General features: G+C 55.9%; 14 protein-coding genes, 1 other RNA gene and 1 riboswitch. Of the genes, 5 read left to right on the top strand and 10 right to left on the bottom strand.

Going from position 1 to position 16587, the window contains the following annotated elements:
• Positions 1–61: 61 nt before the first annotated feature.
• Positions 62–1987 (top strand): elongation factor G, encoded by a 1926-nt coding sequence (locus ACR0DU_RS12895; RefSeq protein ID WP_010440946.1) that lies wholly within the window; start codon positions 62–64, stop codon positions 1985–1987.
• A gap of 22 nt (positions 1988–2009) precedes the next feature.
• Here the strand turns inward: ACR0DU_RS12895 and ACR0DU_RS12890 are convergent, their stop codons facing one another.
• The 5 genes from ACR0DU_RS12890 to ACR0DU_RS12870 all read right to left on the bottom strand — a co-directional run bounded on the left by ACR0DU_RS12890 (position 2010) and on the right by ACR0DU_RS12870 (position 8379).
• Entirely contained in the window at positions 2010–3587 is a 1578-nt protein-coding gene (locus ACR0DU_RS12890; protein ID WP_480875078.1) for an ABC transporter ATP-binding protein, read from the bottom strand.
• Positions 3584–4690 carry an ABC transporter permease gene (locus tag ACR0DU_RS12885; RefSeq protein ID WP_010440942.1) on the bottom strand — a complete coding sequence of 369 codons (1107 nt, stop codon included), beginning with the start codon at positions 4688–4690 and terminating at the stop codon, positions 3584–3586. The genes ACR0DU_RS12890 and ACR0DU_RS12885 overlap by 4 nt, the downstream gene beginning before the upstream one ends.
• A complete protein-coding gene (locus tag ACR0DU_RS12880) occupies positions 4691–5785 on the bottom strand; it encodes a microcin C ABC transporter permease YejB (protein ID WP_170780793.1) in 1095 nt (364 codons plus the stop codon).
• A gap of 1 nt (position 5786) precedes the next feature.
• Positions 5787–7694 (bottom strand): extracellular solute-binding protein, encoded by a 1908-nt coding sequence (locus ACR0DU_RS12875; RefSeq protein WP_480875076.1) that lies wholly within the window; start codon positions 7692–7694, stop codon positions 5787–5789.
• Positions 7695–7869: 175 nt separating this feature from the next.
• Entirely contained in the window at positions 7870–8379 is a 510-nt protein-coding gene (locus ACR0DU_RS12870; RefSeq protein WP_029621890.1) for a c-type cytochrome, read from the bottom strand.
• 119 nt (positions 8380–8498) lie between these two features.
• Here ACR0DU_RS12870 and ACR0DU_RS12865 point away from each other — a divergent pair, with 119 nt between their 5' ends.
• Positions 8499–9332, top strand: a complete 834-nt coding sequence (locus ACR0DU_RS12865) for a prephenate dehydratase (RefSeq protein WP_170476131.1) — start codon at positions 8499–8501, stop codon at positions 9330–9332.
• Between the two features lie 13 nt (positions 9333–9345).
• Here ACR0DU_RS12865 and ACR0DU_RS12860 read toward each other — a convergent pair whose 3' ends face one another.
• Genes ACR0DU_RS12860 through nudC form a run of 4 tightly spaced genes read right to left on the bottom strand, consistent with a single transcriptional unit; the run spans position 9346 to position 11916 of the window.
• Complete coding sequence (locus ACR0DU_RS12860; RefSeq protein WP_480875073.1) at positions 9346–9888, bottom strand: chloramphenicol phosphotransferase CPT family protein; 543 nt, start codon at positions 9886–9888, stop codon at positions 9346–9348.
• Positions 9889–9925: 37 nt separating this feature from the next.
• Complete coding sequence (locus tag ACR0DU_RS12855; protein ID WP_480875072.1) at positions 9926–10411, bottom strand: N-acetyltransferase family protein; 486 nt, start codon at positions 10409–10411, stop codon at positions 9926–9928.
• 14 nt (positions 10412–10425) lie between these two features.
• Entirely contained in the window at positions 10426–10893 is a 468-nt protein-coding gene (locus ACR0DU_RS12850; protein ID WP_010440928.1) for an SRPBCC family protein, read from the bottom strand.
• 39 nt (positions 10894–10932) lie between these two features.
• A complete protein-coding gene (gene nudC, locus ACR0DU_RS12845) occupies positions 10933–11916 on the bottom strand; it encodes an NAD(+) diphosphatase (protein WP_480875071.1) in 984 nt (327 codons plus the stop codon).
• Between the two features lie 137 nt (positions 11917–12053).
• Between nudC and ACR0DU_RS12840 the strand changes: the two genes are divergently transcribed.
• The 3 genes from ACR0DU_RS12840 (at position 12054) to rsgA (ending at position 15295) form a co-directional block, all read left to right on the top strand.
• Positions 12054–13970, top strand: a complete 1917-nt coding sequence (locus ACR0DU_RS12840; RefSeq protein ID WP_480875069.1) for a bifunctional 2',3'-cyclic-nucleotide 2'-phosphodiesterase/3'-nucleotidase — start codon at positions 12054–12056, stop codon at positions 13968–13970.
• Positions 13971–14009: 39 nt separating this feature from the next.
• An RNA gene (gene ffs / locus ACR0DU_RS12835) (signal recognition particle sRNA small type) lies at positions 14010–14108 on the top strand.
• A gap of 158 nt (positions 14109–14266) precedes the next feature.
• A complete protein-coding gene (gene rsgA / locus ACR0DU_RS12830; RefSeq protein ID WP_480875067.1) occupies positions 14267–15295 on the top strand; it encodes a ribosome small subunit-dependent GTPase A in 1029 nt (342 codons plus the stop codon).
• Positions 15296–15329: 34 nt separating this feature from the next.
• Here rsgA and ACR0DU_RS12825 read toward each other — a convergent pair whose 3' ends face one another.
• Positions 15330–16187 carry an alpha/beta hydrolase family protein gene (locus ACR0DU_RS12825; RefSeq protein WP_480875065.1) on the bottom strand — a complete coding sequence of 286 codons (858 nt, stop codon included), beginning with the start codon at positions 16185–16187 and terminating at the stop codon, positions 15330–15332.
• Positions 16188–16308: 121 nt separating this feature from the next.
• A riboswitch (cobalamin riboswitch) is annotated at positions 16309–16529 on the top strand.
• Positions 16530–16587: the final 58 nt, after the last annotated feature.

Raw genomic sequence — 16587 nt, 5'->3', positions numbered from 1 at the left:
CGCATGCGTTCGACAGCCCTTTTCGTGCAGCCAAGTTGCAACTGAAACAGGGACAGCACTCATGCGCGTTTTCACCGTCCTCGGCCCCAGTCAATCGGGCAAATCCACCTTGGTCGAAGCGATCAGCCGCCTCGACGGGCGGCCTACAACATTCGATGTTTCCGGAACCGTGCATTTGCACGGTTTTTCTTATTTAGACGAACCGTGGTGCGCGGTGGACGTGGACGGTGGCGGCGATGCGCTGGCCTATGTCGGCCCGGCGATGGCTATTTCAGACGCAGCAGTGGTTGTGGTCCCCCCCGATCCGGACGCCGCAGTCCTTTGTGCCCCTTATCTAAGACTGGTTGAGGAAGCAGGTATTCCCAGTTTCCTCTTCATCAATCGCATGGACAGCCCCAATGGCCGCATACGCGACATCGTAGCAGCGCTTCAGACCTATTGCAGTCACCACATCGCTTTGCGTCAAGTTCCGATTCGCGAAGGAGAAGACATCATCGGGGCCGTCGACCTGATCTCGGAACGTGCGTGGAAGTATCAAGAAGGCCAGCCCTCAGCCTTGATCGAGCTGCCGCAATCGGTGGAGGATCGCGAACAGGAAGCGCGCACCGAGTTGCTCGAGACCCTGTCAGATTTTGATGACCATTTGCTGGAGCAACTGATCGAAGACAAGCAGCCACCCAGCGAGGAAGTCTACGAGTTGGCTGCGCAGGTTTTGCAGAACCACCAGCTGATCCCAGCCTGCCTGGGTGCTGCCAGCCATGGCAATGGCCTGACGCGCTTGATGAAAGCACTGCGCCATGAGGCGCCGGAATTCAACATCGCGGCAGACAGGGACGAGGCCGAAGATTCAGCGCGCGCCATCGCAGGCTTTGCGGATGTGAAGAAGCATATTGGTAAGATCACCGTATTGCGCGGACTGGGCGATGGCGTCAAAGCGCACGAGCCTCTGGGCGGTGAAACTGTTGGGAACCTGACCACACTCGACGCCAAAACCCAGATCGGAGCGCTTGAGGCTGGACAGATTGGTCTGGCCGTTAAATCCGATCATCTCAACCCTGGTTTCATATATGATAGCGCCGCTGCTACGCCGCTGCCGGAATGGGCCTCCTCGCATCCCGCTGCGCATCGTCAGGTTGTCTCACCCGCGCATGAACGCGACGATGTGCGTCTGTCGAACGCGCTGACCCGTTTGGTTGAAATCGATCCCGGACTGCATCTGGAACAGGACGAATTAAGCGGTCATTCCATTCTAAGTTCGCAAGGCCCACAACACATGCGCCGCGTGACAGCTAAACTAGACGAAGATTTTGGGATCGAGATTGAAGCCGAGGCCGCCGGAACAGCCTATCGCGAAACCATCCGCACCAAAGTCGATCATCGTCACCGCCACCGCAAGCAATCCGGTGGCGCAGGTCAATTTGCTGATGTGGTGATCTCAATCGCGCCACTACCGCGCGGATCGGGGTTCCAGTTCGAAGAAGTAGTCAAAGGCGGGGCCGTACCCCGGAACTACATTCCTTCGGTTGAACACGGGGCCAAGGACGCACTGGTCGAAGGCCCTGAAGGTTTCCCTGTCGTGGACGTCAAGGTGACGCTCAGCGACGGCAAGCACCATAACGTGGACAGTTCGGACTATGCCTTCCGCACCGCTGGCAAGAACGCGGTGCGTGAAGCGCTGCCCGAGGCCAAACCCGTCGTCCTGCAACCAATCCTGAATGCCGAAATCCATCTGCCGTCAACCTTCGTCGGTGACCTGGTCCCCACGATCAGTTCTTTGCAGGGTCAAGTTCTAGGATTCGAGGGCAATCCGAACGCTTCGGGTTGGGAGATATTCAACGCGCAGCTTCCAGCCGTTGCCGAGGATGAACTGCACCGAACCCTTGCCAGCGCCACCCGTGGCACCGGTTGGGTCAAACTGCAGTTCGATCATTATGAAGAACTGCGCGGCCCTGTTCCTGCCTCTGCAAAGAACAAGGAAATGGCCTGAGGCTAGGGGGGCGGGCTGCTCGTCAGCCCGCTGCCGCGATCAATTCACGCGTGTAGTCGGTTTGGGCGTGTTCGAACAAATCCTCGGCTGCGCCCATCTCGACCACATCCCCGTTGCGCATGACGATGACGTTATGAGACATCGCGCGCACGACCTTCAGGTCGTGGCTGATGAACAGATAAGCCAGCCCGTACTTCCTTTGCAGGTCCCGCAACAGATCAACAATCTGCACCTGCACGGTCATATCTAGCGCGCTGGTCGGTTCATCCAGAACCAGCAGCTTGGGCCGCAACACCATAGCGCGCGCGATGGCGATCCGCTGGCGTTGCCCACCTGAAAACTCATGCGGGTAGCGGTCCATCGCGGCGGGGTCCAGCCCGACCTCGGTCATCACTTCGGCCACCAATTCACGCGGGGCACGATGGGGGTCGACATTGTGGATAGCCAACCCTTCGGCGATGATCTGCATACAGGTCATACGGGGGCTGAGACTGCCAAACGGGTCCTGAAACACGATCTGCATATCTTTGCGCAGCCGTCTGAGTTCACGCGTTGACCAGCGGCGAACGTCCTGATCGCGGAAAGTGATCCCGCCCTCGGAGGCGATCAAACGCATCATGGCCAGGGCCAGTGTCGTCTTGCCCGATCCACTCTCGCCTACGATTCCAAGCGTTTCCCCGGCACGGACGCTGAGCGTCGCGTCATTGACGGCTTTTACATGCCCGACTGTACGTTTCAGGAACCCCCGTTGGATCGGGAACCAGACTTTCAGGTGATCGGTGCGCGCGACCTCTTCGGCATCAGCTGCCACCGGATCGGGGTGTCCTGACGGCTCAGCCGCCAGCAGCTTGCGCGTATAAGGATGCCGCGGGTTGTCGAAAATCTCGGAGGTCACGCCGGTTTCGACGATCTCACCATCCTTCATTACGCAGACCCGGTCTGCGATACGCCGGACGATGCCAAGGTCATGGGTGATGAACAGCATTCCCATGTTTTCAGACTTTTGCAGTTCAGCCAGCAGTTCCAGAATTTGCGCCTGAATGGTCACATCCAGCGCGGTCGTTGGTTCATCTGCGATCAAAATATCCGGCTTGTTGGCCAATGCCATGGCGATCATCACGCGCTGACGCTGCCCACCCGACAGCTGATGCGGATAACTGTCCAAACGCTCTTCCGGGTCGCGGATGCCAACTTTGTTCAGCAGTTCAATAATCCGATTTCGCGCCGCATCACCAGCCAGCCCCTGGTGCAATGCTAGAGACTCGGCCATCTGCTTCTGGATCGTATGAAGCGGGTTTAGCGAGGTCATCGGCTCTTGGAAAATAAAGCTGATGTCGTTGCCGCGCACTTCCATCAGCTTATTCTCGGACGCGCCAATCATCTCTTGGCTGTCATAGGTGACCGAGCCTTCGACGATCGCACTATCGCCCAGCAGTGACACTGTGCTGAGCGCGGTCACAGACTTGCCTGAGCCCGATTCCCCTACCAGCGCTACTGTTTCACCCCGGTCCACAGTAAAGGACACACCTTTCACCGCAGCAGAAACCTGCCCGTCCTGCCGGAAGGAGACTTTGAGGTTGTTCACATCCAGCAGGCTCATGAGAAGGTCTTTCTGGGATCAAACGCATCGCGCACGCCTTCGAAAATGAAGACCAGCAGCGACAGCATGATGGCAAAGGTGAAAAAGGCGGTGAAGGCCAGCCACGGGGCCTGCAGGTTTTGTTTTGCCTGCAATGTGAGCTCTCCGAGCGATGGGGCCGAGGACGGAAGGCCGAAACCAAGGAAGTCCAGCGACGCCAGTCCGCCAATCGTGCCGGTCACGATGAACGGCATGAAGGTCAGCGTGGCAACCATCGCATTGGGCAGCATGTGGCGGAACATGATCGTCATGTTACCCACACCTAGCGCGCGCGCGGCACGAACATATTCCAGATTTCGAGCCCTCAGGAATTCAGCCCGTACAACGCCAACCAACCCGGTCCAACCGAACAGAATCATCAGAGCCACCAACAACCAAAAACTTCGGCCGAGAATGGCAAACATGATGATAATCACATAGAGCGAGGGAGTTGACGACCAGATTTCAATAATCCGTTGAAAGATCAGATCGAGCCAGCCGCCAAAGAAGCCCTGAATGGCCCCTGCGAAGATGCCGATCAAACTGGCAGCCCCGGTCACAATTAGCGTGAACAAGATTGACAAGCGAAAGCCATATATCACGCGGGCCAGCACATCTCGCTTGGTGTCATCCGTGCCCAGCAGGTTTTGACTATTGGGCGGCAGCGGTGCAGCACCCGGTCGGTCCACGCTTGTGTTGAAGGAATAAGGGATCAGTGGCCAGATAGCCCAGCCGCGCTCGAAGCCGTCGGCCTCGAATGTACCGGCTTTAATCTCTTCGATAATCCCTTCAGGATCATCAAAACACTGATCTAGCCCTCCGCTGTCGATCAGGCACATGACCTCGGGGTCACGATAGATCGCCTCGGTCTGGAAATCGCCACCGAATTCGGTCTCGGCGTAGAAGTTGAAGACCGGCGTGTAGAATTCGCCCCGGTACTTCACCAGGATCGGCTTGTCGTTGGCGATGAACTCGGCAAACAGCGAGAGGCCAAACAGGATCGAGAAGATGATCAGCGACCAGAAGGCACGGCCGTTACGCCGGAAATTACGCCAGCGGCGCTGGTTTAGAGGGGAAAGTGCCAATTATCCCTCCCGCTTTTCAAAGTCGATGCGCGGGTCGACCAGAACGTACATCAGGTCGCTGATGATGCCGACAACCAGGCCCATGAGGCCAAAGATGAAGAGCGTGCCGAAAATCACCGGATAGTCGCGCGCCACTGCGGCCTCAAAGCCCAGTCGCCCAAGACCATCGAGCGAGAAAATGGTCTCGATGATGATCGAGCCACCAAAGAAAACGCCGATGAACACTGCCGGAAACCCTGCAATCACGATCAGCATCGCGTTGCGGAAGACATGGCCGTACAGCACCTTGCGCTCGCTCAGACCCTTGGCGCGGGCGGTCATGACGTATTGCTTTTTGATCTCATCCAGGAACGAGTTCTTGGTCAGCAGTGTCAGCGTCGCAAAGGCCGAGATCGTCAGTGCGATGATCGGAAGCGCGATGTGCCAGAAATAGTCGGCGATCTTGCCAAACAGGCTGAGGCTTTCCCAGTTGTCCGAGGTCAGCCCGCGCAGCGGGAATATCTGCCAATACGACCCACCGGCGAAGAGCACCAGAAGCAGAATGGCAAACAGGAACCCGGGGATCGCATACGCCACAATGATCGCACCACTGGTCCAAGTGTCGAAACTTGACCCGTCTTTGATCGCCTTGCGGATACCCAGTGGGATCGAAACCAGATAAGCAATCAATGTCGACCAAAGACCCAGCGATATCGACACGGGCATTTTTTCCAGCACCAGATCGATCACGCTAATCGAGCGGAAGTAGCTCTCACCGAAATCCAACGTCAGGTAATTGCCCATCATGCCTAGAAAACGTTCGAGTGGCGGTTTGTCGAATCCAAACTCTTTTTCCAGTTCAGCGATGAACTCAGGCGGCAACCCACGCGCACCGACGTATTTGTCATCAAAGGAACCTCCAGCAGGTTCGGCGCCTGCCCCGGCATCGCCACCACCGGCGAATCCTGCAAAGACATCGCCCTGACCTTCGATCTGCGCAATGATCTGTTCGATCGGTCCGCCCGGCACAAATTGCACCAGCGTGAAATTGACGATCATGATGCCCAGAAGGGTCGGTATGACCAGCAATAGGCGTCTTAGAATATAGGCGCCCATTTTACCGCAGTGCGCCTTTGGCTTTCAGGTCAGCCTCTTTCTCAGGGTTGATCCACCAAAAATCGAGATACCCCAGCGAGAATGGAGGTAGATTTTCAGGGTATTCATACATGTCGTAGTAAGCCGTCCAATAGTCCGCCACATACCCATCGGGTATGACAAAGAACTCATAGCGCAGCACACGGTCCAACGCCATCAATGCGGCATCCTGCTCTGCCTGATTTGTTGTATCAAAGGACGCTTCGATCACCGCGTCCACAAGAGTGCTGGCAAGACCCGCCGGATTGAACAGGCTGAATGCAGCCTCTTCCGATCCATACATCTGGCTTAGGCCGCCACCGGTGGATAGGAACGAGCCATATCGGTTCGAATACACCATGTCGTAATCCCGCTCACGACGCCGCAGCGTGAACTGAGACGGGTCAACTTTCTCTGCAGAAGCATCCACACCAATTGACTGAAGGTTCTGGACGTAGGTCTCGATCATCGTCGAAGTCGAGGTGGGAATACTGGACGCGTAAGGAATATTCACTTTCAGCGTCTGCCCTTCGGAATTTCGGCGCAGATTGCCTTCACCGACCGGCCATCCGGCTTCATCCAGCAGTTTCGACGCTTTCCGCAGATTGCGACGGTCGTTCAGGCGGGCCGGGTTGGATTCATGAACAACAAGCGCGGGCTCGCTTAAGACTTCGGCCGGGACGACATCGCCCAGTGTTTCCAGGAACGCCAGTTCCGCGCCTTCTGGCGCACCTGTTGCCTCAAGATGAGTGCCTTGCACAAACGAATTGCGCGGCGTGTTCAGTCCGAACATCAGCGACTCATTTGCCCATTCGAAATTAAACGCCAGCGCTAGTGCTTTGCGCACATTCTTGTCGGCAAACTGCGGTTTTCCCAGATTGAACACAAACCCAGATGGTGTCGGAGGACTTCCATCAACGATCTCATCCTGCACAACATACCCTTCGTCGAGCTTCGGGAAATCGTAACTCGAGGCCCACTGCTTCGGATCACTTTCAACACGCATGGTGTACTCACCAGCTTTGAAACCCTCAAATGCGGCAGTTTGATCAGCGAAATATTCGATCCGAATGATGTCGTAATTGTTGCGACCCACATTGATCGGCAAGTCCTTGCCCCAATAGTCATCACGACGCTTGTAAACGATGCGGCGATTGATGTCGTAGCTGTCCAGCTTGTACGGGCCGGACCCTACGGCGACCTCAAGACGAGGTTCATCAAGGCGGCGGTTTTCATCAGCTTCAAACCAAGCCTTCGAGAAGACCGGAGTAGAACCAACTGTTTCGATAAGCCCACGACGGGTGACATCCGGGCTGAAGGTAAATTTGACGGTGTGATCATCCAGCGCTTCGGCACCCGTGACCATCCGGCCGACTGCCTGTGCATAAGATGGCAAACCCTGCTCGATAAACAGGCGGTGGCTATAGACTACATCCTCGGCCGTCACTGGGGTTCCATCCCAGAACATCGCCTCGGGGCGCAAATGAAATATCACGTAGTTGCGGCCTTCGTCATACTCCATGCTTTCGGCGACAACGCCGTAGTATTGGCCAACACTGTCTGATGTGCTTTCGATCAGCGGGTCATATTGAATCGTCGTCAACGCGCCTGCGCGACCTTTTCGCGAGTAGGGGTTCAGGGAATCGAACGTACCTGATCCCGCCAGCGACATCTCTCCACCTTTTGGCGCATCGGGATTGACATAATTCAGGTGCGGATAATCCGCCGGGTAATCCAGGTTTCCAAAGTAAGAATAGCCGTGGCTTCGCGTGATACCATCCTCGCTGGCGCTGGCTTGAATACCCCCGAAAACAATCGCTGCCGAAATTCCTAGCGCCGCAGTCCAAGAATGAATTCCAGTAAAGCGCATCGCGGGCAGAAGGGGTTTCATTGGGCTCGTCCTCTGAATATCTGTCATCTTCATTGTCGTGCCAGCCAGCTAAAGGTCCAGCACTGTCAGTTGCAAGTTTAGAATGCGTGAGCGCTTTGTGAAGTTTTTCTCACGTAAAAAATAAAAGCCGCTGCTTGGCGCAGCGGCTTTGAATTCTTGCGTAATGATCAAAAGATCAGTTGCCGATGGTCTGCAGGTAAGCAATCAAGTCGGCGCGATCCTGTGGTTTTTTCAGGCCCGCAAAGCTCATCGAGGTGCCCGAGATATAGCTGCTGGGTCGGGTCAGGAAGGCATCAAGCGCTTCAGGCGTCCAGTTGCCGCCATGCGCCTGCATAGCTGCGGAATAGCCGGTAAACCCTTTTGCCGAAGCTACAGGGCGATCTACGATGGCATAAAGGTAGGGGCCAGTGCCGTTCGCGCCGTCTTCCAATTTGTGGCAAGCGGTGCATTTACGGAAAACCCTTGCTCCTTTTTCAGGATCGGCTGCTGCCAGAATCTCTTCGAAGACCACCTCTTCACCGTCGGCACTTTCGCCCGAGCTTTCGGATTCGATTACGTAGGCAGCCTCGGCATGATGGCTATCACTGCTATAGAGGACATCCGCCCCCCATTTTGCCAGAAGCAGCACCAGGAAGGTGCCAAACAGGCCTGCTGCGGCCTTGGTAACTGTCATCGTGTCGAACATTGATCGCGAGTCCACTTTAGCTGTCTTCCGGGTGTCTAAGGCTTCCCCTGACAAGAGGCAAGGTATAGACACCGCGACTAAACGCCCAATTCAAGAACTTGTTGCACGGAAACGACCAAATGACCAATCGCATCGCATTTCAGGGAGAACCCGGCGCCTATAGCCACGAGGCTTGCCGCAACGCGCGCCCGGATATGGACGCACTGCCCTGCCGCACATTCGAAGATGTGATCGAATCGGTGCGTTCGGGCGAAGCTGATCTGGCAATGTTGCCGGTTGAAAACACCACATATGGCCGCGTCGCGGATATCCACCGCCTGCTTCCCCATAGCGGGCTGCATATTATCGATGAGGCATTTGTGAGGGTGCATATCAATTTGCTTTCCGTACCCGGGGCCAAGCTGGAAGACATCACCGAAGCGCATTCCCACCTTGTTTTGCTGCCACAATGCGCAGGATTTCTGCGAGAGCACGGAATTCGCGGACGGGTCAGCCCTGACAATGCCCGCGCCGCGCGAGAAGTTGCTGAGGCCGGTAACAAGCATTCCGCAGCTTTGGCCAGTGAACTGGCAGGGGAAATCTACGGCCTCAACGTATTGGCGCGACATATTGAAGATCAGGGAGATAATACGACTCGATTTCTAGTGATGTCGCGAGAGGTAGACGATTCGCGTCGTGGCGAACATGGGATGATCACCAGTTTCGTCTTTCAGGTCCGTAACATTCCGGCCGCGCTATACAAGGCAATGGGTGGATTTGCCACCAATGGCATCAACATGACCAAGCTGGAAAGCTACATGGTCGACGGCTCCTTCACTGCGACGCAGTTCTATGCGGATATCGTGGGCCACCCGGATGATCGGAATGTAAAATTGGCGATGGATGAACTGGAGCATTTCACCACCAATGTTGAGGTGCTTGGCGTCTACCCGGCGGCGCAGCCCCGCGGGTAACATTTCGCTGTCGCTACTCCTCCTGCAGGGCAAACTCAGAGCTCCGCATCCCATTGCGCCATGCATCGAGGATGAGATCGACATTCCCATCGATGTCATCCATCGAATTGACTTCCAGATCATAGACTCTGCCTATGTGAACGACCTGTTGGTCATTCACTGCGCTGCCTTGTTCGCGGTCACCGCGCGCCATTTCTCTTTCGATTAGGATATCGGTGGGGCAATGCACAGCCACAAACAATACATCATGACCTGCCAAATGCCGCTTTAGCATTTCTGCCCATTCAGGCGTATCCAGAATGTGTTCGATGATCAGGTTGTTTCCAGCATTTGCATAGGCCGCCAAAGACGCATGGAAACCGTCAAAGAACTTGCCACGCTCGATCGACCAATCGAATTCTCTGCTTTGAAAGCGCCGTATGGGCAGCACGCCAGAATCCCGAAGATGATCAATCGAGATGTGCCAGAATGGAACCTCTGCCGCCATTTGCAATGCCCGTGCCAGTGTCGTTTTCCCACTGCTGGATGCACCGTGAAGAAAGATGATCTGCGACATGTTTTAGGGCGGGCTTATCGTTTGGGTGTTTCCAGGCTCAGACTTTGGGAACATGAAAGATCTTGCATACTGCACCTTCCATCCGGCGATATTCTCGAAATCCCATGGCTTCATAGTACCCAAGCCCCTCGAGATTGGCAGCCCCAATCGTCGCGTCGATAGCAGGTAAACCCTTATGCCGAGCGGCCTCAAGCGTCGTTTCAAATAGTGCCCGCCCCACACCGCGTCGCACAGCAGACGGCCGAATATGTGTGCCGATGATGCCCCAGCCGACCGTAACCTCATAGGGGTTGTTTTCGGTGGCAAGTTTCAGCGATTGGAATCCCAAAATTTCTCCGTTTGGCGTGACAGCAACACTACACCGAATACGTTCGGGATCGCTGATGTAATGCCCCAAAGCAAAAGCAGCGTTGCTGTCTTTGCTTCGCTTACCGGCAGCCACGAGCTCGGTCAGCACCTTGGCAATTCCATCAGCGTCAGCCTCAACAGCTTCGCGGATGATCGGTTGATCCAATCTACTCATCTACTCCCTCATATTCAGGCACCATGCAGGTGCCGTTCTTCCATGTCCCGCGCAAATTCGCTGAGCCGCGTATGAAACTGTCGGCGGAACCTGGATTGCCCGAGCTTCAAAGACTGTAGCAATAGCCGTGCGGGAAGGGTTTTAGCGCCCAGCGATGTCTCAATCCGCAAACGTGTCCGACGTTGAGACAGTGCCAAAAGCTCGACAACCGTATCACCGTTCATTCCCTTACTACTGGATTGAAAGCGCATCAGAGACGGGCTGTCATATTCCGTCATCTCTATGGCAATCTGACGTGGTTTACCGCGTATCTTGAACTCGGTCTCCCATGCGGTTCCGGTCTGTGGCACCGCAGAATCGGCGATTCTCCTCACTTCAATCCCGCGCCGCAAGGCCATGCGTTCAAAGCGCTCGAAATCAGAAATCATGGTGAAGACCGTATCAATCGGAACTTCGATATCTTCCTGCGCTGAAAACTGCATGTTTGTATTTCTCTGCCCTTGATTGAGTTCAGTTTCTCGTCAGTCCAGTGTGTCTGCAAGCCAGTGTTGCAACAAAAAATGTGCAATCGCGCCCTTTCGGGCTGGCAGGAGCTTGGGGTGGTCCCCGGCAAAGGCCCGCATCATCTCGGTCCGGGTGACCCACATCGCATCTTCGATTTCAACCGGGTCGATCTGAATATCGCGCGAAAGGGCTTCGCCTGCACAGCCAAACATCAGGGATGCAGGAAAGGGCCAAGGCTGGCTGGATAGATAGCGCACCTCGCCCACAGGTACTCCGGCTTCTTCCATCACCTCGCGCCGTACCGCGGCTTCGAGCGTTTCGCCGGGTTCAACGAAGCCCGCCAAAAGTGAATACATCCCCTCGGGCCAGCCGGGGGAACGGCCCATCAGAACCGAATTTCCATGTGTTATCAGCATGATAACAACCGGATCTGTGCGCGGGAAATGCTGCCCGCCACAGGAAGGGCAGCTGCGCTGCCATCCAGCTTGAACCATCTCACTATGTGCACCGCACTGGGCGCAAAACTGATGCGTTTCATGCCAGCCGATCACCGCCTTGGCGGTTGCTGCCAACTCTGCATCACGTGGATTCAGCCGTGCCATGATCCGGCGTAGCTCGACAAACACATGCCCTTTGGGCAAGTCGGGGTGTTGTTGTTCGCTACCATCCACAAACTTCCCGACAGCAGAGAGGTCGAGCCCCTCGGCCGCCCAATCAGATATATCCAAGGCAAACAGAGGCGATCCGTCGTCCATACACCCGAGCAGGACGGGCACCTCGATCACACCACCTGGACCATTTTTGAGAATATCGTGGGACATGGGAAGCAGCGCCAACTGATCCACAGCGTCACCCTTAGCCAAAATTTTGCCGCGCCACAGCAGAACACATGTCGCTGATGGGTCAGCATGGGCCTGCGCCAATTTGTCCGCATCGCCTCGCAGCAATCCTGCCCGGTCCAGCCCAGAGCCGCCAAAAGTTACCTGTTCTGCGCGTTTCATGCCTGTCATTCCTGTATTTGCGCAAAGGGCTGCCATGTCTTGACCACCGGTGCAACGGGGTATTCACAGATCAATATTTCTTACGCCGTCGAAAGACCGCAGCAATGCCTCGGAATTTGCACTAAATACAACTCATAGTGAAGTTTGCGTTACACAATCATCCAGAAGTAAAAATATTGAAAGCCGAAGTTTTCCCGCCTCAAAATCGAGATTTCAAAGGTCGCGCGCACCTTCGGATCCTGGCGACCTCTGATCTTCATATGCACATGACGTCATACGACTATTATGCCGATCACCCCGATCCTGATGTCGGCCTCGCCCGCACCGCAAGCATGATCCGGGTCGCCCAAGAACAGGCGGAACGCAACGGGGCGCTGGTTTTGCTATTCGACAATGGCGATAGCCTGCAAGGTACCCCGTTTGGCGACTGGGCGGCCGAAGCCATGCCAGCCCAACACCCTTTGCCCAAGGCGTTCAATATCCTGGGGTATGATGCAGTCGGATTGGGCAACCACGATTTTGGATTTGGACTAAAGTTCATCAATCGCATCGCAGGTCAGTTCGAGTGTCCGGTTGTTTGCAGCAACATGAAAAGCAACACTCCCAAACAGGGCTGGGTGTCCCAAGCAATTCTGCAGCGCACAATCAGTATCGGTGGAGAAGATGTTCCTATTAGCATAGGTGTTCTTTCTGTCCTGCCACCTCAGACCGCCCGGTGGGAGGCGCATATGCTGCGGGATGACGTGCAAATTGCCGATATCCTAACCGCAGCACAACGTATAGCAGCAGAACTGCGCAAAGATGGATGCGATTTGGTCGTCGCGCTGGCTCATTCAGGCCTCGGTTCGGCAGAGGCACAGCCAGAACTGGAAAATGCCGTTATTCCGCTTGCGGCCCTGACAGGCATTGATGCAATCGTTGCTGGCCATACACACCTGACTCTGCCGGGCGCGGCGCATGTCGGTTTGAAACATGTCGACAGCAATCGCGGACTTGTAAATGGCAAACCGGTGGTGATGCCGGGTTGGGCAGGCTCACACCTCGGCCTCATTGATTTGACTCTGGGTCGAGATTTTGACGGCTGGCACATCATCAAGAGCGAAGCCGAATTACGCGCAGTCAATCAAGCAAAATCGCCGGTGACCGATTGTCCCGAGTTGGCGCAGTTGTTTGCCCAAGGCCACACAGCAACACGCGCCCGCGCGGCCAAGCCCGTCGGCAATGTCCCACACCCATTACACAGCTATTTTTCGTTCTGCACCCCTGATCGTGGGTTGGCGCTTATCGCAACCGCTCAAGCTGCAGCGCTTCGGCCGTACCTATTGAATACCGAATGGGCAGACCATCCCGTCCTGTCAGCCGCCGCCCCGACCAAATTCGGAGGCCGCGCAGGAACTCGGTTTTATACCGATGTCCCGGCGGGAAGTATCTCGGTACGCAATGTGGCTGATCTGTGCGTGTTTCCAAACGAGTTGCGTGCCACTTTGATCACCGGAGAACAGGTTCGTGATTGGCTTGAGATGTCCGCCGGGCTGTTCAATCAGCTTTCGCTGAATGATCCAGTCAACCTCATCGATCCTCTGCGGGCGGGGTATTATTTTGATGTACTGCATGGCGTGACCTGCCGGTTCGACCTGTCTCAACCCGCTCGTTTCGATGCAACGGGACGGATCACAGATCCCGGCCATAGCCGCGTTCGCGATCTTACATTTCAAGGGCTGCCTGTCGCCGCCAATCAAAAGTTTGTTGTTGCACTCAACAATTATCGCGCCAGCGGGGGCGGTCATTTTCCTATCGACTTTCAAGCAGATCAGATCAACCTGCCGTCGCTGCGCATTCACGAAATCCTGTGCGATTACATCGCGGGAAGATCGCCCGTAGACCCATTGGAACAAGCTCCTCAGCCGTTTTCTTTTGTGCCGACCCAAAGCCGCGGAGCAATTCTGACCACCGGTCCCGGCGCGGACAAATACCTGGAAGAATTGGCGGATTATGATCCCCAGATACTGCCCCGTGATACCGATGGGTTTATGCGTATTCATCTGACCTTCTGACGGGTTGCCATTTTACAGCCGGAGGCCTATATCGATGTTCGAGAGGTTGGCGCGGGCGAGCGCCTCGCCAACCTGGTCAGGTCCGGAAGGAAGCAGCCACAACGAGCCCCGCTTGGGTCGATGTCCAACCTCTCACTTTGAACCCATTAGCCGTAGGAGGGCGTTTATGATTGTAGCAATGACCCTTCGGGCAGACCGGTTCTGATTCTTTTATCCAGCTGACTGCCTGAATACCTCACCTGCGAATGCGCGTTCGCCATTCGACAGGATTGTTGTTTCTGATCACAGGCAGACACATGTCACTTTCCTTATCGGACCTCGGATGGTCCTCTCACTTTGCAGCTCAGCATGCGGCTGAGCCGTCTCTTCTCCCCTTTCGCATCGCAGCCGTTCACCGGGATCGGTTGATCGGGTTGAGTCCAGAAGGCGAGACTCCCCTACTCTCCCCAGACCAATCGACTGGTGCTTTTGCGGTCGGAGATTGGGTGCTGACCGATGAAAACAAACGCATTCGCAGTGTTCTGGAACGGCGCAGCCTGCTGCAGCGCCGGGCCGCGGGCACAGACGCCGCAGCACAGTTGATCGCGGCCAATGTGGATGTGCTGTTCATCGTCAGTTCCTGCAATGCCGACTTCAACCTGCCCCGACAAGAGCGCTATCTTGCGCTGGCCCATCAGGCAGGCAGCTATCCGGTGATCGTTCTGACCAAGTCGGACACCTGCGACAACGCAATTGCTTATGTCGAACAGGCCCAGTCACTGGCCCCGTTTCTGACAGTTTTGGCCGTAAATGCCTTGGATCAGTCCGATATCGAACAGGTCCTGTCGTGGTGCCCGAAGGGACAGACCAGCGCCCTGGTCGGATCGTCTGGCGTTGGCAAGACGACACTCGCCAACGGGATGACTGGACAGGATCAAGCCACCGCAGGCATTCGCGAAGATGATGCGCGTGGCAGGCACACAACAACAGCACGTGCGTTAAATCGAATGAGCAACGGAGGTTGGTTGATCGATACACCCGGTATGCGTGCGTTGCGCCTGCTGGACGCGCAAGAGGGTGTGGACGAGGTGTTCTCGGACATCTCGGACCTGAGCCTGAACTGTCGATTCTCTGATTGTCAGCACGACACCGAGCCCGGCTGTGCGATACAGGCTTCAATCGAATCCGGTGCACTTGATCCCGCACGGCTGGACCGATGGCGCAAGCTGCGTCGCGAAGATCAGCACAATTCGGCTTCGGTGGCACAGGCACGCGCACGCGATAAAGCGTTTGGAAAAATGGTGCGCAGCGTGATGCACGAGAAAAAATCCCGCAAGGGACTTTGACCATTCTGGGCACCGGTTACCGGTGCCCAGCAGTTCAGGCGATCAACCGGGGCCAGACGGCAGCGTTTCGCCGGGCAAACGCGCCGATATGGCCGACTTCAGATAACCCGAATTCATTTGCCGAAAGCGAATGGCGCCGCGCGCCAGAACCATAGAGATCGGCAAGCCGCCAAACCGCCTCGGGGGGCACAACCTGATCATCCTCAAAGGCGAATATGTCAACTTGCTTGCCCATGTCGGCCCAGCGGTTTGCCGGCAAGGTGTTTCCGATTTCGGGTACATAGCTTTGAGGCGCTGTGCACCATTTGCGCCATTGCCAGTAAACTTGGGAAGGCAGATTTGTTCCAAAACCCAAAGCCTTTCCAGGCAAATACCCGAGCGCATGTACCGCCAGGGGCGCATGACCGTACCAGAACAACGTCGCCAAAGCGCGGTAAGGCCAAGGATGATCCCTCAGCGTTACCAGGCCGGAACAGACACATATCATCCTGTCGATCTGATCGAAATCGGGTTGGACCGGACCAAACATCCCGCCCAAAGAATGCCCGATACTCCAAAGCTTGGCCTGTGGAAACCTCCGCCGCATTTCGGTCCGCGCAGCCGGAATGTCGATCAGCGCCCAATCCGCCATGGTGACACGCGATTGCTTTTGTGAGCCTGTCAGAGAGTGACCAAAATCCCTGTAGTCATAAGTCAGGCAGGCCATGCCGTGCGCTTCTGCAAGCCAACTTGCGAAATGTTGGTAGTAATCTCTGGGCACACCGGTTGCGCCGTTGATCACAACAACTTTGTCCGGTTTTGCGACTGGGTGATAGAGCCGTGCCGACAGTATTGCCGGGCCGGACTGAAACTGAATGTCCTCGGTGACAACCGCTTGCTGTATGTCCAACATGGTGCCCTCTGAAATCAACTGAACCGATCAGTTCACCCAAGGCGCGCCGAGTCAAGGTTGACGTGGCTGGACCGTGCGTCACATGCCATGATCAATCTTCTTGACACCCGAACGATTGTACCGCTAGCGATGACGTGATGGTTCTCGCGCCCAACCGGGCCGGGATGAAAAGGGAACACGGTGCGGTTCTGCCCGGATAAACCCGGAACGAACCCAGTCCGAGACTGCCCCCGCAACTGTAAGCGGAGAGCGATGTCGAAATGCCACTGGCCTTGAAGGCCGGGAAGGTCGGCAAAGCAATGACCCGCAAGTCAGGAGACCTGCCATCAAAACGAAACTGAAACTCGGGCGGGGTGTCCGGGCAGGGCAAGACCGCATGCATGCTGTCCCTCCTGATTGA

It is taken from the genome of Ruegeria sp. G2 (assembly GCF_056533505.1).
The sequence above is the reverse complement of the archived record's forward strand: the minus strand, read 5'-3'. Positions and strand labels throughout refer to the sequence as shown.